General features: G+C 68.5%; 21 protein-coding genes and 2 pseudogenes. 16 read left to right on the plus strand and 7 right to left on the minus strand.

All coding sequences use genetic code 11. The features are described 5' to 3' along the window. The first annotated feature begins 496 nt into the window (after positions 1-496). Positions 497-1,030, plus strand: coding sequence for an NUDIX hydrolase (locus ACZ66Z_RS36020; RefSeq protein WP_469940152.1), 534 nt, complete (start codon positions 497-499; stop codon positions 1,028-1,030). Here ACZ66Z_RS36020 and ACZ66Z_RS36025 read toward each other — a convergent pair. Further along, entirely contained in the window at positions 1,008-2,354 is a 1,347-nt protein-coding gene (locus tag ACZ66Z_RS36025) for a hypothetical protein (protein ID WP_469940154.1), read from the minus strand. The genes ACZ66Z_RS36020 and ACZ66Z_RS36025 overlap by 23 nt on opposite strands. Before the next feature lie 123 nt (positions 2,355-2,477). On the opposite strand from ACZ66Z_RS36025, the gene ACZ66Z_RS36030 reads away from it, so the two are divergent. The 7 genes and pseudogenes from ACZ66Z_RS36030 to ACZ66Z_RS36060 all read left to right on the plus strand — a co-directional run bounded on the left by ACZ66Z_RS36030 (position 2,478) and on the right by ACZ66Z_RS36060 (position 6,290). Next, positions 2,478-2,678 carry a hypothetical protein gene (locus ACZ66Z_RS36030; RefSeq protein WP_469940156.1) on the plus strand — a complete coding sequence of 67 codons (201 nt, stop codon included), beginning with the start codon at positions 2,478-2,480 and terminating at the stop codon, positions 2,676-2,678. Positions 2,679-2,701: 23 nt separating this feature from the next. Further along, positions 2,702-3,007 (plus strand): hypothetical protein, encoded by a 306-nt coding sequence (locus ACZ66Z_RS36035; RefSeq protein ID WP_469940158.1) that lies wholly within the window; start codon positions 2,702-2,704, stop codon positions 3,005-3,007. Next, positions 2,995-3,216: a hypothetical protein gene (locus tag ACZ66Z_RS36040; RefSeq protein WP_469940159.1), complete on the plus strand. Its 222-nt coding sequence runs from the start codon at positions 2,995-2,997 to the stop codon at positions 3,214-3,216. The genes ACZ66Z_RS36035 and ACZ66Z_RS36040 overlap by 13 nt, the downstream gene beginning before the upstream one ends. Then, positions 3,201-4,325 (plus strand): radical SAM protein, encoded by a 1,125-nt coding sequence (locus ACZ66Z_RS36045; protein ID WP_469940160.1) that lies wholly within the window; start codon positions 3,201-3,203, stop codon positions 4,323-4,325. The genes ACZ66Z_RS36040 and ACZ66Z_RS36045 overlap by 16 nt, the downstream gene beginning before the upstream one ends. Next, a complete protein-coding gene (locus tag ACZ66Z_RS36050) occupies positions 4,322-4,486 on the plus strand; it encodes a hypothetical protein (protein WP_162952559.1) in 165 nt (54 codons plus the stop codon). The genes ACZ66Z_RS36045 and ACZ66Z_RS36050 overlap by 4 nt, the downstream gene beginning before the upstream one ends. Positions 4,487-4,574: 88 nt before the next feature. After that, a complete protein-coding gene (locus ACZ66Z_RS36055; RefSeq protein ID WP_469940161.1) occupies positions 4,575-5,435 on the plus strand; it encodes a GNAT family N-acetyltransferase in 861 nt (286 codons plus the stop codon). Between the two features lie 38 nt (positions 5,436-5,473). Beyond that, positions 5,474-6,290: pseudogene (locus ACZ66Z_RS36060) on the plus strand (IS5 family transposase). A 59-nt stretch (positions 6,291-6,349) separates the two neighbouring features. On the opposite strand, the gene ACZ66Z_RS36065 reads toward ACZ66Z_RS36060, so the two are convergent. Beyond that, a complete protein-coding gene (locus tag ACZ66Z_RS36065; RefSeq protein WP_469940163.1) occupies positions 6,350-6,844 on the minus strand; it encodes a hypothetical protein in 495 nt (164 codons plus the stop codon). 425 nt (positions 6,845-7,269) lie between these two features. Here ACZ66Z_RS36065 and ACZ66Z_RS36070 point away from each other — a divergent pair, with 425 nt between their 5' ends. Then, positions 7,270-7,527 (plus strand): hypothetical protein, encoded by a 258-nt coding sequence (locus ACZ66Z_RS36070; protein WP_469940165.1) that lies wholly within the window; start codon positions 7,270-7,272, stop codon positions 7,525-7,527. Positions 7,528-7,535: 8 nt separating this feature from the next. Continuing rightward, a complete protein-coding gene (locus tag ACZ66Z_RS36075; protein ID WP_469940181.1) occupies positions 7,536-7,904 on the plus strand; it encodes a PIN domain-containing protein in 369 nt (122 codons plus the stop codon). 324 nt (positions 7,905-8,228) lie between these two features. Here ACZ66Z_RS36075 and ACZ66Z_RS36080 read toward each other — a convergent pair whose 3' ends face one another. From ACZ66Z_RS36080 to ACZ66Z_RS36090, 3 genes are all read right to left on the minus strand, one after another. After that, positions 8,229-8,918 carry an HNH endonuclease family protein gene (locus tag ACZ66Z_RS36080; RefSeq protein WP_469940166.1) on the minus strand — a complete coding sequence of 230 codons (690 nt, stop codon included), beginning with the start codon at positions 8,916-8,918 and terminating at the stop codon, positions 8,229-8,231. Positions 8,919-9,237: 319 nt separating this feature from the next. After that, on the minus strand, positions 9,238-9,426 hold the full coding sequence (locus tag ACZ66Z_RS36085; RefSeq protein WP_469940167.1) for a hypothetical protein: 189 nt from the start codon (positions 9,424-9,426) through the stop codon (positions 9,238-9,240). A gap of 69 nt (positions 9,427-9,495) precedes the next feature. After that, entirely contained in the window at positions 9,496-9,744 is a 249-nt protein-coding gene (locus tag ACZ66Z_RS36090; RefSeq protein ID WP_469940169.1) for a hypothetical protein, read from the minus strand. Positions 9,745-10,855: 1,111 nt separating this feature from the next. Here ACZ66Z_RS36090 and ACZ66Z_RS36095 point away from each other — a divergent pair. The 3 genes from ACZ66Z_RS36095 to ACZ66Z_RS36105 all read left to right on the plus strand — a co-directional run bounded on the left by ACZ66Z_RS36095 (position 10,856) and on the right by ACZ66Z_RS36105 (position 12,490). Beyond that, positions 10,856-11,419: an RNA polymerase sigma factor gene (locus tag ACZ66Z_RS36095; protein WP_469940170.1), complete on the plus strand. Its 564-nt coding sequence runs from the start codon at positions 10,856-10,858 to the stop codon at positions 11,417-11,419. Continuing rightward, a complete protein-coding gene (locus ACZ66Z_RS36100; RefSeq protein WP_469940171.1) occupies positions 11,419-12,174 on the plus strand; it encodes a hypothetical protein in 756 nt (251 codons plus the stop codon). Before ACZ66Z_RS36095 ends, ACZ66Z_RS36100 begins: the two co-directional genes overlap by 1 nt. Before the next feature lie 142 nt (positions 12,175-12,316). Then, the gene (locus ACZ66Z_RS36105) at positions 12,317-12,490 is read left to right on the plus strand and encodes a hypothetical protein (RefSeq protein WP_469940173.1); all 174 of its coding nucleotides are present in this window, start codon (positions 12,317-12,319) and stop codon (positions 12,488-12,490) included. Between the two features lie 316 nt (positions 12,491-12,806). Here the strand turns inward: ACZ66Z_RS36105 and ACZ66Z_RS36110 are convergent, their stop codons facing one another. Beyond that, positions 12,807-13,130: a hypothetical protein gene (locus tag ACZ66Z_RS36110; protein ID WP_469940174.1), complete on the minus strand. Its 324-nt coding sequence runs from the start codon at positions 13,128-13,130 to the stop codon at positions 12,807-12,809. A gap of 68 nt (positions 13,131-13,198) precedes the next feature. Here ACZ66Z_RS36110 and ACZ66Z_RS36115 point away from each other — a divergent pair, with 68 nt between their 5' ends. The 3 genes from ACZ66Z_RS36115 (at position 13,199) to ACZ66Z_RS36125 (ending at position 19,889) form a co-directional block, all read left to right on the plus strand. Continuing rightward, positions 13,199-13,846 carry a hypothetical protein gene (locus ACZ66Z_RS36115; protein WP_469940176.1) on the plus strand — a complete coding sequence of 216 codons (648 nt, stop codon included), beginning with the start codon at positions 13,199-13,201 and terminating at the stop codon, positions 13,844-13,846. Between the two features lie 635 nt (positions 13,847-14,481). Then, entirely contained in the window at positions 14,482-19,212 is a 4,731-nt protein-coding gene (locus tag ACZ66Z_RS36120; protein WP_469940178.1) for an RHS repeat-associated core domain-containing protein, read from the plus strand. Next, positions 19,209-19,889, plus strand: coding sequence for an SMI1/KNR4 family protein (locus ACZ66Z_RS36125; RefSeq protein WP_469940179.1), 681 nt, complete (start codon positions 19,209-19,211; stop codon positions 19,887-19,889). The genes ACZ66Z_RS36120 and ACZ66Z_RS36125 overlap by 4 nt, the downstream gene beginning before the upstream one ends. Positions 19,890-20,046: 157 nt before the next feature. Here the strand turns inward: ACZ66Z_RS36125 and ACZ66Z_RS36130 are convergent. After that, positions 20,047-20,202: pseudogene (locus tag ACZ66Z_RS36130) on the minus strand (IS5/IS1182 family transposase); the annotation flags it as partial.

Below are 20,202 nucleotides of genomic sequence, written 5' to 3' on the forward strand. Positions count from 1 at the left end.
CCAGCGGGCATCGGACAGGTCACTCGGATACGGACGTCGCTTCGCCATGCTTCCGGCTACCGCTACGAATCGCATGCGCCCAGGCGCACAGCAACGATAACGGAAGCACGCGGCTTGAAGACCAGGCATTTCGAGATGAGACAGGCACAAGTCATCCCCTGACCCACCCGTCACCCCACCCGACCCGCCAGAACCAGCCCGCATCTCCAGCAGCACAAACACCACCACCCGACAGCCAGAAAACCACCGGATACAGGGGCAGTGCAGACGAAAACGACCTCTCAGTGCCGCAGGGGCCCTGCTCGGCACTCTGTGAGGGATGGTTCCGCTCCCTGCGGATGTCGGTCGGCGGCCTCGGGGAGTTGTGCCTTGTGCCATGGAGGATGGTCGGCAGGAAACCTCTCCCTTTTCGTCAGTTTGACGTGAATCTTTTGGTTCTGTCCTGCTGGACGCCTTGTTCTGGGATGCTGGGGGCTGGTTGAGAGGGGTCGTTGCGATGCAGTGGAAGATCCACGGGGAACGTCCGATCTATGAGAACAGTTGGGTGAACTTGTGGCTCACCGACGTCGAGACGCCGGACGGGAACCGCTGGGAGCACCACGTGGTCAAGCTCCGGCACTTGGCCGTGGCTGCCGTCGTCAACGAGCGGCGCGAGGTGCTGATGATGTGGCGGCATCGCTTCATCACGGACGCCTGGGCGTGGGAGCTGCCCATGGGTCTGGTCGAGGAAGGCGAGAGCCCAGCGGAGGCGGCGGCCCGTGAGGTGCTGGAGGAGACCGGCTGGCGGCCCGGTCCGATCAAGCCATTGATCTATGCCGAGCCGGCCAACGGCATCACCGACTCCCAGCACCACGTCTTTCGGGCCGACGGAGCGACGTACGAGGGTCCGCCGACCGAGAAGAACGAGTCGGACCGGATTGAGTGGATCCCGCTGGCCGACGTGCGGAGCATGATCGACCGCCGTGAGATCGTCAGCAGCGGCTCCCTCGTCGGGTTGCTCTACGTGCTCATGGACGAGGCGATCCGCTGACCTGACGGGGCAGTACTTCCCGGAGCCGGGACTCGAATGCCACCGCGGCCGGTTCGCGGCGGAAGGGTTCCAACTGCTCGTAGAACTCCCGCAGGTGGCCGGCGACTCGTTGCGAGCTGACGGCCGCCGCGGGGGCAAGCGCGTCCATGGCCGTGTGGCACGCCTCGTCGAGTTTGCCGCGCTGGAGCTGGGTGCGGGCGAGCCAGAAGGCGTGGAAGGCGCGGCCCCGGTGGTTCGACTGGTGTTCTCGGCGAAGAGCGTCCGCGATGAGGGGTTCGGCGAGGGCGGCTTCGCCCAAACGGCCGTGCGCGATGCCGGTGTCCACGATCAGCTTCGGTTCATCGAAGTAGGCGACCCAGGCTGGGTCCGGATCGCCGGTGCTGATCCGGCCGAACTGGGTGTGGGCTTCCGAGATCGCGGTGTGGGTCGCGCCGTGGTTGCCGAGGGTGGCGTGGGCGAAGGCTTCGCGCATCGCGAGCATGGCCAGGACGCGTGGTGTCGTCCCCGCGGCCGTTCGGGCCTGGTCCTGGGCGGCCGTGACGAGTGCGAGGGCGTCGCCGGGCTTGTCCTGGTAGGTGGCCTGGAGGCTCATGCAGGCGAGGACGTTGGCCATGAACTGGCGGTCGTCGATGGCCTTGGCCAGGCCGAGGGATTCGGTGAAGTAGGCCCGTGCCTGGTTGTACTGGCGGGCGTCGAAGTAGGTCCATCCGGTGAGCCGGGCCAGTTCGGCCGCGATGCTGTGCAGGCCGTCCCGCAGAGGAGCCGAACGCTGTCCCTTGAGGAGATCGACGACGTAGCGGAGCTGGCCGACGACGGCCGGCCGTAAGGTCTCGCCACCGTGCTCGTCGTCCCGGCGCCAGTAGTCCGCGATCGACGAGTGCAGCGCCTCCAGTGTCGACGGGCTGAGGTCCCGCTCGGCCGCCAGGGCGAGAATGCTGTCGACGTCCGCCCCCGGCAATCCGGCGACAAGCGGCTCGACGGCTGAGGCCGGTACCTCGGCCGGTTCGCGGGGCGTGACCGTCAAGCTGGGCGGCGTCTCCCAGGAACGGCGGGCAAGGCCGAGCATGTGTCCGGGGATGTACAATCCGTCCGAGATCCGTTCGATCACGTCCATGTGCAGCAGCTGCCGCCGTCCGGCGATCACCTCGCCCACGCGGCTCGGGGTCAGGTCGCAGCGTCGCGCGATCATCGACGGATAGATGCCTGCTCGTGACTTGACCAGCTGAAAGATGCGGCCGAAGTCTCTGGCCTGGCATGCCTCGATCATCACTGGGTCCGTGAGCAGGCTGACCGGGAGTTCCTTCGAGCGAGATGGCTCGGGCATCGGGCACGCTCCGGCATGAGGACTACGGATCGCTGCACTTGGTCAACCGAGGGTGATGTTACCCAAGTTGGGTAATCCGCTTGGCCTTTCTGGCCGGGCCCGTGGATCGCGATGCTCCTGGCCATGGCGAACGGACAGGACGACGTACGGATGACGCTGCGGGTCTCCCGCGACTCCGGCCAGACGTGGGGCCTTCTCACGGAGGTACGCGTGGGCGAGGACCCGATGGTCCTGGAGAACCCGGGCCGCTACCCGCCGTGCGTCTGCCCCCGCTGCTCGCAGCAGGCCCGGAACGCCGTCGCATCCTTCCGGATGGTGTTGTGATGCGGTGCGTGCACTGGCGCGGGGTGCCCGTCGATCTGGCACGGGAAGCGCAGGAGAAGTCGGCCACCCTGTACATCGACAGGGCCGTGCAGTGCCAGCTGTCCGCGCACGACGAAGGTGAGCGCTTCGGTCTCCTCACCGACGCCGGCGCATACGGAACCGCGCTGTGGCTCCGCTGGCACGGGGCGGATGAGGCGGGACTTGTCGTACTGCCGGACTGCCCGGTGGCCGCCCCGGGTCCTGACGGTGAGGGCTGCTGTCTGTTCGCCGACCACGCCAAGCAGCACACCTGGGAAGACGCCCTGGAGGAGGTCTCGTGCACCAACTGATCACGAGCCCGCACAAGACCCGGCGCCCTCGCTCGCCTCGCAACGAACAGTGCGGGGACTGCGGTGGCAGCGGCGCCAACTCGTCCGGCAAGAGCTGCGGCACCTGCAACGGCCTGGGCGAGTTCCACTGCCACGCCGACCGCCAGGAGTCCCGTGTGCTGTCCCGCTCCGTGATCCGGAAGGAGGGCCACCGATGGCCTACGCTCTGATCGCTTCCCCGTTCCTCGACGGACACCTTCTCCTCAAGCCGGGAGCAAGGGCCGGCGCCCGAATCTCCGCCGACCACTTCGAGGGCCTGCGCCAGGCCGCCGCCGACGGTGAGTCGCTTCCCACCTGGGCGGTGCAGACCGCCTCCGACGTGTGGGGTCTGGACCTGGGTGGCCAGACCGCGCAGGGCACCGTGCTGGTGCGCGAGCCGTCCCCGTACGGCTACTGCCGGGCCTCGTGGGAGATCAACCTCGGCTGCAACTTCGGCTGCAAACACTGCTACCTCGGCGAGCGGCCTTTCTCCGGCCTCGGCTGGGACGACAAGGTGCGACTGCTCGACATCATGCGCGAGGCTGGCGTCCTCTGGCTCCAGATCACCGGCGGCGAGCCCACCATGGATCCTCACTTCCAGGGCGCCTACCGGTACGCCTGGCTGGCCGGGATGATGCTCACCATCTCCACGAACGGCTCGCTGCTCTGGCGGCCCGATCTCCTCAAGCTCTTCCGGGACTGCCCGCCGTACCGCCTGGTGGTCAGCATGTACGGGGCGAGCGAGGAGTCCTTCGACACGCTCACCCAGCGCCGCGGGGCGTGGAAGGCGTTCCGGCGCGGCATGGACGCCGCACGCGAGGCGGGGCTTCCGCTGCGCATCAACGTCGTGGTGACCGAGGACAACGCCTCCGAGGCCGACGAGATGGCCGCCCTCGCCGACGAGTGGAACGTGGAGAACCACGCGTACACGAACATGACGCCCACGATCTACGGCGGTGGTGAGCCGCTGCTCGCGCAGTCCGCCGCCCACCTGCGGCAGCGCAAGCCGTTCGCCGGCTGCAACGCGGGACACACGTTCTTCCACGCCGACCCGCACGCCAAGGTGTCGATCTGCAAGGTCGGGCGCGACGACCAGATCGACCTGATGGCCGAAGGCATCGACGGCCTCACCCGGCTCGGCGCCATCGCCGACCGCCTCATGCTTCGCACCGGTGGGTGCGAGGGCTGCGCCCTGTCCGGCACCTGCCGGGTCTGCCGTCCCCTGGCCAAGCACTACCAGGAGGCCAAGGCGCCGCTGCACAGCTACTGCCAGCACGGAGACAAGGAGAACGCCTCATGACCCCGCCCGTACCGGTGACCATCCTCCCCGGCCCGCCGGCCTCGGCCCGCCGCGCCGCGCCGCCTGTCGCGACTGCGTCGATCACCGCTGTCCAGGACCTCGACGTGATCGTGGAGAGCGCGGAGTGCTCCTGCGATGCCGGTGACGACAACCCCCACTGACCGACACGATCCGGTCAACTCCGTTCAGGCCCCGGCGTACTCGCGTCGGGGCCTGAGCCCTGCCCGTCCCACCGCTAGGGTTCCGCTCATGTTCTTCCGCTGGGACTGGCTCCGGCCCCAACTGACCGCGCCGATCGTGCCGACTCTCGGTCCCATCCACCCCGATGCCCTGACCGTCGGCGTGTTCGAGGACATCCTGCGAGCGGCCGACACGGGTGACTTCCTGCCCTACGACAAGGACCGGCGCTGGGGCGGCGAGAAGGACGAGAAAATCCTCCGCGAAGACGTGGTGCACCAGCCCGAGCACACCCTCATTCCCACCCTGACCCAGCGCGGACGCGGCACCGTGAAAGTCTTCGCCTACGGGCTCCGCGACAGCGTCGTGGAGGAGGCCGCCGAGCTGGCCGCCAAGCTCGCCGCCGCGCACGATGTAGTCAACGCCAGGGTCGTACGCCCCCTCGACCCCGGGACCGCACACCCGCGCGGTACCCGCATCCAGCTGAAGGACTTCACTGCCGGCCCCTGCCCCGATCCCGGCGGTCCGGTCCGCCCCATCGCCGACTGGCCGACCGCCGTGCAGGAGACCTTCGCTCCGTTCGCCGAGGCCATGGCGGGCGATGGCCTGGCCTTCCTCCACACCCGGATGCAGGCCGGCCGGTGCGGCCCGGTTCTCGCCGCCGCCATCGAAGACCGCATCGTGGGCGCGATCGGCCCCATGGAAGTACGCCCCGACGCAATCGGCTGCCCCCAGCTCATGCCCCAGTACTTCGCTGTCCTGCCCGAGATCCGAAGCCAGGGCCTCGGCCGCGTTCTGTGGCGGGCCGCCATGCACTGGGGCCAGACCCACGGGGCCGCCTACCAACTCCTCCAGACCGAGGTCGGCGGCCCCTCCGACCGGCTGTGTCAATCCGAAGGACTGACCTCCCTCGGCTTCAGTTACACGATTTAGACCGTGTCCTATGTGGTGAGGCGGTCGTTGAGACCGTCATGGGGCGGGGTACGTGGAGTTGGATTGTTCCGGACGGACTGTGGGAGATCGCGAAGCCACTGATCCCGCCGCCCAGGGTGCGTCCGCAGGGCGGCGGGACGCAGGACACCCCTGATGAGACGCTGTTCACCGCGATCATCTACGTCCTGGTCTCCGGCTGCGCCTGGCGGGCCCTGCCGCCGTGCTTCGGGGTTTCGAAGTCCACGGCCCATCGCCGGTTCCTGATCTGGTCCCGGGCCGGGGTGTGGGGCCGGCTGCACGAGGAGATCCTGCACCGGCTCGACGACGCCGGCTGCTCGACCTGTCCCGGGCGGTCCTCGACTCCGCCCACATCCGGGCGAAAAAAGGGGCGAACTCACCGGCCCGAGCCCCGTGGACCGGGGCAAGCCGGGTTCCACGATGCACATCCTGTCGGACGCGAACGGACTGCCCCTCACTGTCGGCCTCTCCGCGGCCCACACCCACGACAGCCAGGCCCTCAAGCCCATGGTGCTCGGTCACCAAACGAGACACGACCCCCACCGCGGCCGCCACTTCAAACCCCAGCGTCTGCACGCCGACAAGGCCTACGACATACCTGAACTGCGGAAATGGCTCCGCGGCAAACGCATCGGAGTCCGCATCGCCCGCAAGGGCATCGAGTCCAGCGAACGACTCGGCCGCCGCAGATGGGTGATCGAGCGGACCATGTCCTGGCTGACCGGCTACTGCCGGCTCAACCACCGCTACGAACGCCATCCCCGCAACTACCCGGCCTTGCTCGGCCTCGCCGCAGCCCTCTGCTGCTACAAACGACTCCTCCGCCTCACCACATAGGACACGGTCTAAGTGACCTGGCTCGGCAGTTGTCGATCGGACATCCAGGCTGGGCCACCTCAAAGACACATCCAGCAGTAGAGCTGCTCACCGGCTTTGCGGGCCCGCCTGGCGAGCAGGATGATCTCTTCAGCCACCGGCTGCATGTCTTCGGCGCGGGCTCCGTGCAGCTCTTCCGCTTGCACCCACCTGGCGACGATGGGCGGCACTTCGGAGTCGCGCACAGCCGCCAGAGTGTCCCGTACCAGGGGATTGAGTTCGGATACCCACGGTCCCGTCACCCACGGGTCGTCCTCGTCCTCAGGGCTGTCCGGGCCGGGTACCGGGGAGGTCGGCCACACGGTCACCTCTTCGACCAGGTCCACTCGCCACTCAACCTGACGGATGGCAGCAATCAGCATCGCCAAGACAACGGTCGGATCCACGTGTTTGGCCTCGACCCCATCGAAGGCTGGGAGCCCTCCAGCGAGCGGGGACCCGCCATCCGCCCGCTTAAGCACCTCCACGACCGATGCCGCATCCACCGCGCGGAAGTAGTCAGTCAGAGCGCCCATTGCTTTCCTCTCGGCTTCCAGTTCGTCGGCAGGTAGTAGATCAGGCACCGCTCACAGGACGAGGGGCGGACCAGATCAACTGAGACGAGGTTCGGGATCCACCAGCGCCGAACCGCATCGGATGAGAAACCGACTCGCAGAGCGTCGCAAATGATTCGGCCGCCGCAGGTCACGAAGCCCAGCGTGAGATGTTCGAGGGCCTGCCGGTCTTCTCCCCCTGTGAGCAGCACGCCCGGTGACCTGGTCGGTCCGCCGGTTTCCTCACGGCGTAGCAATACCCGGACTACGGGGCCAGGCCGCGGTCGGCAAGACTCAGCCTCGTCGAGCTCTAGCACGCCGGGGCCGCTCGCACGTTCCTCCTCTTCATACCCATAACGGGTACGGGTACGTACCCGTACCCTGGTCCCATGGGAAGGAGAACCACTGTGTCCGACGCCAACGTGAGAATCCCCGAGGAAGCCCGAGACCGGCTGGCCGCCGTGGCCGCCGCCGAGGGCCTGTCCCTGCGCGCCTACCTCGCCCGCCTCGCCGAGACCGTGCTGACCCCGGCCGAACGAGCCGAACGAGCCGACAGGGCCAAGGCCGCCCTGAACGCCTGGACCGGCTACAACCCCACGGCCGGCGAAGAAGCCGCCCTGGACGACGAGCTCGACCGCCGCCTCGCCCAGGTGCAGCGCCCGTGACCGAGCCGATGCACATCGTCCTCGACGAGACCGCGATGGCCGCCGCCGGCACCGGCAACGTCCTCGCCTCCCGCCTCATCCACCGCGCCCACGCCGAAACCGGCTGGTACCTCTACGCCCCCGCCTGCGCACTCGTCGAAGCCGACCGGGCCCGCCCCGGCACCGCCGAACACCTGGCCGCACTGCCCGGCGTCACCGTGCTCGACCTCGACTTCCCGTCCGTCCTCGCCGTCGCACAGCAGGCCACCTGGGCCCAGGCCCACGCCCAGCACGCGGCCCAGCCCACCCCAGACCGGCCGGACGGCGCGATCATCGCCACCACCGTCCCCGAGTGCTGGAAGGGTGAACCCGTCCGCGTCCTCGACCTCACCCCGTAAGCACCGCGGCAGCAGCAGTGTCGGTCCAGCGGCTCGAAACGGAACTCCGGCTGCTTGCCAGCACCGCTCGATACCGGAGGGCATCATCGACGGGCCGTCACCACAAGCGCGGGCGTTAACTCGTTCGCGTGCTCCATACCCGAGCCAGACGGATGGAGCACGTGAGCCCGATACGGTGTCCACAGAGCGTGAATGAACCGACTGGTCAAGCCCCGTTTGTTCCGCACCCCTTGTGCCCCTGGAATCTGCCTCTGGTCCAGGGGCACAGTGCTGCTCACCGGCAGGACAGCGTGGGCGCCCGGCCCCCCGACCGGGCGCCCACGGTTACGGGGCGGGCGTGAAGTGCACGACGGTGTTCTCGCACGCCTCGGCGTACACGTTCAGCGCATCCATCTCGGCCTGGTCCGCGGTCAGGCCCCAGCGCAGTTTCGTCGCGGTCCACTCGCCGATGTACCGGCAGTGCGCGTCGGGCAGGGGCGGCATCCAGGTCGAAGGGTCCTGGTCGGCCTTGGACCGGTTGGTGCGGGCGGTCACGGCGACCAGGCTGGTGGGGGCGTCCTGGTCATTGGCGTACGCCTCCCGGCGCTTCGCATCCCAGTTTGAGGCCCCGGAGTCCCAGGCCTCGGCGAGCGGGACCATGTGGTCGATGTCGAGCTTGCCGGGGTCGGTGACCTCCTGGCCGTCGTAGTACGAGATCCAGCGGCCGCCGGACAGCTTGCAGCCGGTCGCGACGTCCGGGGACTTGATTGCCTCGGAGAGCAGGACCTCGTTGCGGGTGGTGCAGCCGTCGGCCGGGTCCAGGCCCGTGTTCCAGTGCTTGAACTTGTCGCGGGTGTAGCCCTCTCGCGATTCGCCGGCGACGGGGAGCTGGCGGACCGCGTCCACCAGAGTGAGCACGGTCGCGGCCCGAGCGGCAGCAGGAGCAGGTGCGGTCGCGGCGGTGGCCTGGGCGGGAAGGGCGAGCGGGGTGAGGAGAAGGGCGAGGGCGGCGGTGCGCGCCAGGTTCTTGATCACGAACGTTAGAGATAGCGGTTCCAGTGGCTCTGATGTGCCCGGGGCTGAAGGAGTGTCCTCCCTGTGGGGGACGAAGTTCACCGGGGAAACGGTCCTTCGGCCCATCGGCCACTTCAGGGTGCCCAGCGGCTGAGCGTGGCGAGCCGCCAGAGGTATTGGCTTCGCCGTCGGCACCGGTTTCTACTTCCTCCAGCAGCAAATCTGACCGCCCGGCACCCCACAGCCGGACAGCAGACGTGCGAAGGGCCGCACCCGGCGAGGGGGCGGCCATTTGTGACCGTACGGCTCTCGGTGTCCCGCCGTGGCGGGAGGAGTGCGGCTACAGGGTGGGTAGGCGGCGGGCGAGGTCGGCGGCGAGCTGCCCGGCCGCCCGGCCCCGCCCGACCGGGTCGAGCTGCGCCAGGACCTGGAGCAGCTCGACCGTCTCGCGGGCCTCGGCGGCAGTGAGCAGAGCGAGGCGGGGCTCGTCGGAGTAGGTGCCGGTCACCGGCTCGGTGTCATGGTCCACGCCGTCTTCAACGGCGCCCGCCCGGACCAGGGCACGGGACGGACGATGAGGGACGTCCCTGTACGGGGGTCAGGCCGCCCCGGCCACCTGCAGACCGCCCTCGTGGGTCCAGCTCTTCACCGGGCGCGTCTCGCCGTCGACGGTCGCGGTGAGAGCGAGGACAGTGCCGGGCTTTCCGTGCGCCCCGAGCCACTTCAGGAACTTGTCGTCGGCTACCTCGGGCGTGGACCACACGCCGAGGATGGTCGGGCCGCCCGGACGGAAGCGGAGCACGACCTCGTACTCGACGTCCTTGCCCTCGAGGCCGCTGCTGTGCACAGCGGGGCCTTCCTGTACTGATCGGGGTGCCGGTGCCCGGTGGGGCGGCGTCGGCTTCACGGGCGCGACCCCACCGGGCACCTCCAGCGTGGCACGCCGGCGCCTCCCGCTGCGGGTCGGCCCTGCCGAGTCGTGGGCATCACAAGGGGCGGCCGGCGGCGGTTCTTCAAGCGGACGGGACGGTTACGGCCTGGTGGCGATGACGGCTTCGATGGGGATGGTGTTCTCGAAGATGCCGTTGGGGCTGCACTCGGTGAGTTCACGGCGAGGAGTTCGAGGAAGCGTGCGCCGAAGGAAAAGCAGGGCCGTGAAGATGAGCAGCGGCTGCGGGGCCTCGAGGGCGCCCGTACGGTGGCGGAGAGGGGGCACTGAAGTCGCGCGGCGTGAATGCGAGCTCGGCGAGGACCAGGCGGCCCGGCAGGCTGAACTCAGGACAGCGGTGGCAGAGGCGGGTAGCGCGCGGTGAAGGCGGTGGAGAACACGTTGCGCGAGGCGCGGAGGGCCTTCGGTCAAGCCTGTCGTGCCGTCAAGGTCCTGGAGCAGCGGGACGGTCGGTAGAGCGGGCAGCGGGGGCGTGCGCGGGCGTGTGAGCGGTCGGTGGCGGCCGAGTTCCGGGCAGCACAGGCTGGTTGAGGGGGTAGTGCGCGGGTGGCGTGCCGTGGCGGCCAAACCTTGGCGATGTGTGACGTGCCTCACTCGTTCGGCGTAGAGGCGCAGGTCATGGGCACTGTGCGTAATCGGACCGGCACCTTCCGGAGAGAACGTGCGTCTCAGAGGTAACCCTGAGGGGGTCTCGTCTCGGTGAGTAGGGGTGAGAACACGCTGTGTTCCGTCCCGAGGTCGCAGAGTCGCGCCCCCTGGGACTCCAACTGCTTGATGAAGGAGGCTTCGTGGAGCTCAACTGGGCCTGGTACGCGCTGGCGATAAGTGTCGGCGTCTACCGGATGATCACGGTGCGCTTCGAAGCCGTCGTACGGCGAACCATCCCGACCACAGGGCACCAGCCGGCCGCGCCCGAGCCTCGCCCAGCACACCCGGGCGGCGGTACCGTCCTGCCACTGCTCCAGCAGACACTGCCGCCTGATGCAGGCCCGGGGAAAGGGCCGCAGCGATGAATGACGTCTTTGACCAGGGCCCTGACCTGATCGAACCCGATCCCGAGCGCGCCGACCTGGATGTCGCGTTCGAAGCCTTCCTGAGGGCGAACAAGGACAAGTTCTTCCGGATCGCGCTCAACCGGCTTACCGACCCCCGGGACGCCGACGAAGCCCTCAGCGACGCCGCGCTGACCATGTACTGGAAGTGGGAGCGCATCCTGGCCCACGCCAACCCCATGGCCATGGCGCTACGGATCCTCGACCAGAAAATCATCGACTTCTACCGGGCCCGGGCCCGCCACGTTGGGCGCGAACAGCCCCTCACCGAGCGCCCTGACGCCGCCTACCTCAGCGACCTGCGCGACCAGGACCGTCTCGACCGCGCACTGGAGGCCCTGCGCAAGATCTCGCCGCAGCAGGCGCAGTGCTGGGAGATGTACAAGGTCCTCGGAGAGAGCTACGAAACCATCGCCAAGGACCTCGGCATCAGCTACGGGGCGGCAAAGACCGCGGCCTCCCGGGGCCAGAGAAAGCTCAAGGCGCTGCTGGCCGAGCTGACGGAGAAAGGAGACAGCTGATGCTGGATGACCTGCTCGACAAGCAGGTGCGCTACCTGCAAGAACAGGCACAGGCGCATGACACCGACGACTTCATGGACCGGCTGGCCGCCCGCATCACCCAGGAGTCCAGGCGCCCTGCCCGCGTGACCTACACCGTGACGGACACCGTTCAGCGCCGCGAGGCCGACCGGCCGGACACCGACGTGGAAACCCGCCCGGTGCCCCAGCTCCCGCCCCCTCCACCCGGCCCCGACACCGTCACCGCACACCCGCGCGGCTCCACCCGGCCCGGCCACCGCCGGGTACGACGCCGCCCCACCCCGATCATCACCACCGACCCGCGCACCTCCCAGTTCGCCGTCCTCGCCTACGTGCAACTGCTGTGCGACAACGTGCTGCGCTCCAACGACATCGACACCCTCGCCGACTTCGCCGCCGACTACGACGAAGCCGGCGCCCGCACCTTCGCCTGCCTCCTCTACAGCCTCCACCGCCGAGAAAGCGCCCTGTACTGGTGGCGCTTCGCCGCCGGCGCAGGCGACCCCCTGGCCGCCCACCTGCTCGCCGCCCACCACGCCGCCGTGGGGCAGAGCCCCGACGCCCGGGTGTGGAGGGCGAGCGCGCAGATGCTCGGCTTCACCGAACAGCACCTGCCCCAGCCCGTACGGCCCAGTACCGAGATCGCCGAGGGCTTCGCCCGCGAGATGCCCTGGGACACCGAGATGAGGGTCTTCATGGGCTCCGCCCGCCTGCCCCAGGAACTCGCCCGCTGACACCCAGCTGAGCAATCGCCGCGCTTGCAGAGATAAAGCGCTCGATCCGCACGTTCTATAGAGCAAGGGAGCCCTGGAGGGGCACCGCCGTACTCGCCCCTCCAGCGCTCCCTTGCCATGTCCACGAAAGGAACCGCTCACGATGACCGACACGAAGAACGCCTCGCCGGACCGTTCTCGAGGCCGCCGACGCCCCGCGGTCCGGAGTCGACGACAGCGCCGCGTCGCCGCCGGGCACTTCGTCCGCGGCCTCGCCTACGGCGCCGGCCTCAGCGCCGCGAGCCTCGCCGGATACTGGCTCCAGCAATTTCTGTGACTGCTTCCGTAACAGCTCCACCACCGCGTCACCCTCAACCTCACGGCTGATGAACAAGCCGTCTCGGCTCCGGCGTCCACCCGCTCACTTGGTCGGCGCCGGACCCGGACGCCGGCACCGGAGGCTGGACAGGCTCTTGGTGGACGGCGTTGGCCTCCAGCAGGACTTCCGCCTCGCCGAGCGCGGACCGAGGTTCGCTTCCTCGACCTCACTCCCCTGAAGCTCGGGCCATGAAAGCGGCGGCACGCCTGAAGAAATGCGGCGAGCCGCGCGGGGGCAAGGCGCTCACCTCTGTCCCCGGACTGTAAGCGCCTCCTCAGCTCACGGAGACGTAGAGCTGGTCACCATCCGTCAGGCAGGCGCTGGCTCCCAGGGACTGCCACATGTCGACCATGTGCTTGCCGCAGTCCTGGATGGCCTTGTCCACGGCCGCGAACTCTTCCAGGGAGGGCAATGCCGGCGTCGAGTCGAGCACCTCTCGGATCGGCCCCCAGACCGGGCCGAGCATGTTGTGGACGGCCGGGTGGTCTGAGAATCCCTCCAGGAGCGGCGCGTTCCCGCTCGTTTCCTCTGTGGCGTCAGCGTGCGCGATCAGCATGAGGACCCCGCACGTGCACAGGAGCAGCCCCTCCTGTGCCATCCCTCCCGGTCGTCGGCGCATCCCCGGTAAGGGCTCTGTCGTTGGCCCGGGGGAGGTGCAGGGAAGTGATGAGGGATGCGAAGGCGCTGCCGGCGTTGATCCGGCGCCGATACCTGCAGGGCGCCACTATCACCGAGCTCGGACAGCTCTATCAGGTGCACCCCTCCACGATCCGCCGCCGGATCCCCGACGACCTGATCCGCCCCCGCGGCCGGACCCCGCAGACCCGGCCCCGACGTCGGCGGATGCTTGCGGACGAGGAGATCCGCCGGCGCTACCAAGCTGGGGAGAGCTCCTACGCGCTCGCCCGCGCGTTCGGTGTGTCTCCCCAGACCATCCGGGCGCGGATCCCCGCCGCCGACTGGCGCGGCCGCCCGGCCAGGAAAACCCCGCCCCCGCCACCGCGTCCTCCGAAGCCGAGGACAGCAAGCAGCCGGATGACGCTACCGGTCCCGGACGAGGAGATCCTCGCCCGCTACCAGGCCGGACAGTCCGCATCGGCCATCGCCCACGAGCTCGGCGTGGACTGCAGGACGATCCTGCGCCGCATCCCCGAAGACGAACGGCGCACCCACCTGCAGGCCCGGCAGCTGAACCGGCCGGCCCCCGACATCGACGCGGCATCCATCCAAGCTCTGCGAGCCCAGGGCCTGACCTGGGCCGCGATCGCCACCGAAACCGGCCTGTCAGTGAAAACGCTCCGCGCCCGCGCGTGAAACGGTGCTGCAGTCGCATCGAGCTCGGCCAGCTGCGCGGCGTCACCACCGTCACCCAGACTGAGTTCGCCCTGGGCGAGGCCGAGATTGCTACCGCGGCACTGCGCGCTACGGAGGCGGCGGGGCCAGGACGGTCAGGGCCAGTCCAAGGGTGTCGGTGATCACGTGGCGCTTGCGACCTTCGATCTTTTACCGACATCGATGCCCTGCCTGGGTTCGGCGGCATCGCCCGAGGCCTTCACGCTCTGCGCGTCACCACGGCCGCGGACGGCTCCATTGTCTGGTCCGGGGCCGCTCTGCGGGCGAGGCGGAGTGGACGACGGTGCTCTTGCCCGGCCCTTCGGCGTACACCGCATGACTGCCGAGGGCTGACCCTGCCGACGAGCCCAAGCAGGAGCTATCCGGGCCCTGAAGCGTCCCGTCCCGTGCCTCCCGAACTCAGTCGCATTCGCGACGGCGGTAACTGCTTGCTGCTCAGGTCTTCTTGAACACACAGGCGCGTGAACTGCGACTTTGATCAGAACGATGACTTCTCGCCAGGTATCCAGACAGGTTGCTGGAGCGGATTACCCGTCGTTCAGACACCGTGGTAGGACTGTTCGGTTGGCTGAGCATCATTTGACGGGGGATCGGTCATGGCTGTCACGGTGCCGGACTGGGCGGACACGCTGCTGGACCTGGTGGGGGTGAACTGGCCCAACGTCGACGAGGACGCGTACCGCGACATGGCGGACGCGCTGCGGGAGTTCGCGGACGACCTCGCCGATGACGGTCAGCTCGCCAACAACCACATGGAGCGTCTGCTGTCGTCGGGTCACGGCGAGGCGATGGACGCGCTCAACGAGCACTGGAGCAAGGTCAAGGGCAAGCGCCTCAAGGACATGGTCTCCGCGGCCCGGACGATCGCGGACGCGCTCGACCTCGCGGCGGGCGCGATCGAGGTCATGAAGGGCAAGGCGCTCGTCGAGCTGGGGGTGCTGGCCGGTCAGACCGGTCTGGCCATGGCGCTGATCCCGGTGACCGGCGGCCTGTCCGCGCTGCTCGGTGCCGGAGCGATCGCGTTCACGAAGAAGCAGCTGCTGAAGCTGATCACGGCCGCGATGGAGGAGGCGGTGGGTCACGTCGTCTCGGTGATGACCGAGCCGGTCGTGGCCGCGCTGGAGAACATGGCGGCGGACCTGGTCGTCCAGGTGAGCATGGACGCGCTGGGCGTCCAGAACGGCGTGGACCTCGACCGGACGAAGCAGGCCGGCAAGGACGGCTTCGACGACGGGGTGCAGGGTGCCAAGGAGGGCCTGAACCTCGCCTCCGCCGGAGGCGGTGGCGGAGGTGGCGGCAAGGGCAAGGGCTTCCACATCGAGCACGACGAGCACGAGCAGGCCGGCACGAAGCTGAACGGCGTGAGTGCCGGCATCCACGGCAAGACCGCCGGGAAGCTGACCAAGGCCAAGGGACACCAGCGCCGCAACAAGGGCCGCGACGACATCGCCGACGCCCTGGACCCGGTCATCGAGAAGGCCATGGGCGCCCTGGTGAAGTCCGCCAGGACCATGGGCGACCACATCGGCGACACCCTGCCGAAAGCCGTCAAGCAGATATCCAGGGATCACAAGAACAACGACGACGCCATCCGCGACCGCATCGCTCGCCAGCGCAAGGGCGACCACGACAGTAACAGCGGTGACCGCAATGGTGGCGGCCCCCGACGTGATCGTGGGGGAGAAGGCAACAACAGGAAGCCCCCCAAGGGGCTGAACAGCGCGAAGGACGACCCACGCCGCCACGCGATCCCCGAGGGTAAGAAGCGGTGCAAGAACGACCCGGTCGACGTGGCGACGGGCGAGATGATCCTCACGCACACCGACCTGTCGCTGCCCGGGGTCCTGTCACTCGTCCTGCGCCGAACCCATCTGTCCGGGTACCGCTTCGGACAGTGGTACGGCCACAGCTGGGCCTCCACACTGGACGAGCGCATCGAACTCGACCCGGCATCGCCCGGAGCCGTCTGGGCGCGGCAGGACGGCTCCCTCCTCGTTTATCCAGGCCTGCCGCAGGATGGCGGAGAGCCAGTGGCCCCGCTGGAGGGACCGCAGCTCGCACTCGCCCATCACGGCCAGCGCGAAGACGAGACCACCTACAAGGTCACCGACCACCGGACCGGACTGACCCGGTTGTTCACCGGCAGCCCCTACCGTGCATCGGCCGCGTACTGGCTGACGGGTATCGAAGACCGCAACGGCAACCGGATCACCATCTCCCGCAGGCCTGACGGCGCACCGACCGTGGTGACCCATACCGGCGGATACACCGTACGCATCACCACCGAAGCCGGCCGGGCCACCGCCCTGCACCTGCACACGCCCACCGGCCTGGTCGAGATCCGCCGCTACGGCTACGACGAAGCGGGCCTGCTGTCGGACATCTTCAACGACTCCGGCCTCCCGCTGCGCCTCGCCTACGACACGGACGGGCGGATCATCTCGTGGACCGACCGCAACGACTCAACGTTCCGCTACGTCTACGACTCCGCCGGCCGTGTGAAGGCCACGGTCGGCCCCGACGGCTTTTTGTCGTCGAAGTTCGCCTATGGCATCCATCCCCAGACCGGCCATCCCCAGACCCGCTACACCGATTCCACGGGCGCCACGACCATCTTCCAGATGAACGAAGCGCTGCAGGTCGTCGCCGAGACCGACCCCCTCGGCCACACCAGCCACTTCGCCTTCGACGCCCGCGACGAGCTGATCACCCAGACCGACCCGGCCGGCCGCACCACCCGCTTCGAACGGGACGACAACGGCGACCTCATCGCCATGACCGCTGCCGACGGCGTACGCACCACAGCCACCTACAACGACCTTCACCTGCCCACCGGGATCACCGAACGCGGCGGTACCGCAAGTCGCTTCGCCTACGACGAGCGGGGCAACCGCGTCACCGTCGTCGAACCTGCCGGCAACACCATCCACTACACGTACAACGAGCACGGTCACCTGATCGGTATCGTCAACGCGACCGGGGACCGGACGACCATCCGTACCGATCGCGCGGGCCTGCCGGTGCAGATCACCACCGCGAACGGAGCCGACGCCGTCTTCACCAGGGATCCCTTCGGCCGGATCGTCGCCGCCACAGACGCGCTCGGCGGCATTCTCAAGCAGGGCTGGACCGTCGAAGGCCGGCCCTCCTGGCGGGAACTGCCCGATGGCACCCGCGAAGAGTGGACCTGGGACCCGGAGGGCAACCTCACCACCCACACTGACCGGATGGGCCGCACCACCACCCACTCAGCCACCCATTTCGACCTGCGCTCCGCCACCCGCACCCAAGACGGAGCCGATCACCGCTTCACCCACGACACAGAATTGCGCCTGGCCAAGGTCACCAACGCGCAAGGCCTCGAGTGGCAGTACACCTACGACGCGGCCGGCTGGCTCATCGCCGAGACCGACTTCGACGGCCGCACGCTGACCTACGAGCGCGACCCCCTGGGCCGCGTCACCCGCCGTACCAACGCTGCCGGACAGAACCTGATTTACGAGCGCGACCTCCTCGGCCGCGTCACCCGTCTCGCCCATGACGACGGCACCGCGGCCTCCTTCACATATGACGCCTCCGGCTACCTGGTGCGCGCCACCAACCAGTACGCCGACATCACCTTCGAGCGGGATGAAGCGGGCCGGACCGTGTCCGAAACGGTCAACGGGTGCACCCTCACCCACGCCTACGACGCGATGGGCCGGCCCACCTACCGCCGCACCCCCTCCGGAGCCGCCTCCTTCATCGAGTACACCACCGAGGGGCTCGCCCGCTACCGGGCCGGTGACCACACCTTCCACTTCACGCGCGACGCGCTCGGCAGGGAAACCCGACGAACCCTGGGATCCCTCACCCTGCAGCACTCCTGGGACCCGGTCGGGCGCATCACCAGCCAGACCGCAGAACACGACCTCACCCAGCTCCTGGACCGGACCGCCACCTACCAGGCGGACGGAACCCCCCTACAGCTCCACGACAGCCGCACCGGCACACGCACCTACACCCTCGACCCTGCCAGCAGGATCACTGCCGTCGACGCTCACGGATGGCACGAACAGTACGCCTACAACCCCACAGGCGACCTGGCACACACCACCCTCCCGCCCCGCGCCCCCGGCCAGGAATCCGCCGGCGGCCACACCTACACCGGCAGCCGACTGATACGCGCCGGACGCACCGCATTCACCTACGACGCTCAGGGCCGCACCATCCAACGTCAGACCCGCACCCTCAGCGGCAAGACTCTGACCTGGCACTTCACCTGGAACGCCGAAGACCGCCTCACCCGCGTCACCACCCCCACCGGCGAACAGTGGGACTACCGCTACGACGCCTTCGGCCGCCGCATTTGCAAACAGCAGACCACCGCGGATGGCCGCACCACAGCCTTCATCACCTACACCTGGGACGGCGGCCAGATCGCCGAACAGTACGACGGCACCACCACCCTCACCTGGGACTACCTCGGCCTGCAGCCCCTCGCCCAACGAGAAGCACGCGGAGCCACCCAAGATGAAACCGACCGCAGGTTCTTCGCAATCGTCGCCGACCTCACCGGCAGCCCCAGCGACCTGCTCACACCAGACGGCACCACCGCCTGGCAGGCCCGCGCCACCGCATGGGGCGTCACCCAATGGAATCGCGACGCCGCGGCCTACACCCCGCTACGCCAGCCCGGACAGTACTTCGACCCCGAAACCGGACTGCACTACAACGTCAACCGCTACTACGACCCCCACCAGGGCCGCTACCTCACCCCCGACCCGCTCGGCCTCGCCCCGGCCATCAACCACTACGCCTACGTCCCCAACCCCTTCACCCTCAGCGATCCGCTCGGCCTGGCCGGCTGCTCCGCCGACCCCACCTGGGGAGGCCGCGTCACCTTCACCCGCGACACCCACGGCCGTCCCTATGAGATGAACGCCATCATCACACGAGACATGCTTGATGAAGGCACCGACGCCAACAGCAGCCTGCGCCCGCCTGGCTTCCTCGGCGGCATACACAACCAGGCACGAGGACACATGCTCGCCAACCGGCTCGGCGGTTCAGGCGACACCCTCGACAACCTCTTCACCATCACCCAGAACCCCACCAACAGCCCGGACATGCGTCACTGGGAAGACCAGGTCTATCGGGCCGTCGCGGCCGGAAAGATCGTCACCTACAACGTCTACCTCGACTACACCGACGACCTGCCCGACTCGGTGCCGAAATACATCCAGCTCGAAGCCCACGACCAGCATGGCAACCTGATCTTCGACCAACCGCTCACCAACCCCGCTCACGGCCAGCAACAGCGCCACCGCCGAGGACTGCTTCCATGACCAGCATCGACCGCCTCATCAGCCTCTGCCCGCCCCCGCCCGCCGCACCGGCCACCGACTGGCGGGCCGTCGAACAATCGCTCGGCATGCCGCTGCCGGCGGACTACAAGCAGATCTCCGACACCTACGGACCAGGCACGTTCTGCGGGTTCCTCCACCTCTACCACCCCCACGCACATACGCCCTGGACCAGCCTCACCGGCCCGATGCCGTCCACGATCCGCGCCCAACTCCAGATGGAACATGAGCAGGGGACCCCGCCGCACCCTGCCGACCCCCAGGACCTGTTTCCCATGGCGGTCACTGACAACGGCGAGTACCTCTTCTGGGTAACCCGCCCAGCGGGCAGTCCCGACGAATGGACCCTCGCGGCCAACCAGGCTCGCAGCTTCCAGTGGTACACCTACGACGGCAACCTGGCCCGCTTCCTCACCGCAGTCCTGTCCGGTCAGGAGACTGTCCCCGTCTTCCCCGGCAGCCTCCTCGACCACGGCGCCTTCTTTACCCCCCTGGCACCCGCTGCCAATCTCCCCACCGTGCAACCGGAGCAGAGCAGCGCCATGGCGTCCTCAAGTGATATCCGTGCCTGGGCACGTGACCACGGCTACGAGGTCCCCGACCGCGGCCGCATTCCCCCTGACATCCTCGACGCGTGGCAGCAGGCCAACACTCGGTAGCCGAGTTCCGTCGAGAAAGGCGGGAGTCGTCGTGCCCGCCGCCCCCGTCCGGTCCCTTGCAGCCTCGTGCAGGGGACCGGACGTGCTTCAGACCGTACGAAGTCCGCGAGTGCGCACCGGTGACCGTACCTTGGCTTTGTTGAGCAGTGAGCCTCTTTCATCCTGAATAGTTGCAGGTCAGCAGGGTGTGGACGGCTTGAACGATGGTGCCGATGCGCCGGGTGGAGCATCGGGCTCGGCGGAGGATGCGCCAGGACTTCAGCTGCGCGAAGGCGCGTTCGCCAGGAGCTCTCAGGCGGGCGTGATCGCGGTT

Source organism: Streptomyces sp. NPDC107498 (assembly GCF_055582805.1).

Bases quoted from the DNA above. Each gene is read 5' to 3' on its own strand.
- ACZ66Z_RS36020 (WP_469940152.1), top strand. From the start codon at position 497: ATGCAGTGGAAGATCCACGGGGAACGTCCGATCTATGAGAACAGTTGG.
- ACZ66Z_RS36025 (WP_469940154.1), bottom strand. From the start codon at position 2,354: ATGCCCGAGCCATCTCGCTCGAAGGAACTCCCGGTCAGCCTGCTCACG.
- ACZ66Z_RS36030 (WP_469940156.1), top strand. From the start codon at position 2,478: ATGGCGAACGGACAGGACGACGTACGGATGACGCTGCGGGTCTCCCGC.
- ACZ66Z_RS36045 (WP_469940160.1), top strand. From the start codon at position 3,201: ATGGCCTACGCTCTGATCGCTTCCCCGTTCCTCGACGGACACCTTCTC.
- ACZ66Z_RS36050 (WP_162952559.1), top strand. From the start codon at position 4,322: ATGACCCCGCCCGTACCGGTGACCATCCTCCCCGGCCCGCCGGCCTCG.
- ACZ66Z_RS36055 (WP_469940161.1), top strand. From the start codon at position 4,575: ATGTTCTTCCGCTGGGACTGGCTCCGGCCCCAACTGACCGCGCCGATC.
- ACZ66Z_RS36065 (WP_469940163.1), bottom strand. From the start codon at position 6,844: ATGGGCGCTCTGACTGACTACTTCCGCGCGGTGGATGCGGCATCGGTC.
- ACZ66Z_RS36075 (WP_469940181.1), top strand. From the start codon at position 7,536: ATGCACATCGTCCTCGACGAGACCGCGATGGCCGCCGCCGGCACCGGC.
- ACZ66Z_RS36095 (WP_469940170.1), top strand. From the start codon at position 10,856: ATGAATGACGTCTTTGACCAGGGCCCTGACCTGATCGAACCCGATCCC.
- ACZ66Z_RS36100 (WP_469940171.1), top strand. From the start codon at position 11,419: ATGCTGGATGACCTGCTCGACAAGCAGGTGCGCTACCTGCAAGAACAG.
- ACZ66Z_RS36105 (WP_469940173.1), top strand. From the start codon at position 12,317: ATGACCGACACGAAGAACGCCTCGCCGGACCGTTCTCGAGGCCGCCGA.
- ACZ66Z_RS36110 (WP_469940174.1), bottom strand. From the start codon at position 13,130: ATGGCACAGGAGGGGCTGCTCCTGTGCACGTGCGGGGTCCTCATGCTG.
- ACZ66Z_RS36115 (WP_469940176.1), top strand. From the start codon at position 13,199: ATGAGGGATGCGAAGGCGCTGCCGGCGTTGATCCGGCGCCGATACCTG.
- ACZ66Z_RS36120 (WP_469940178.1), top strand. From the start codon at position 14,482: ATGGCTGTCACGGTGCCGGACTGGGCGGACACGCTGCTGGACCTGGTG.
- ACZ66Z_RS36125 (WP_469940179.1), top strand. From the start codon at position 19,209: ATGACCAGCATCGACCGCCTCATCAGCCTCTGCCCGCCCCCGCCCGCC.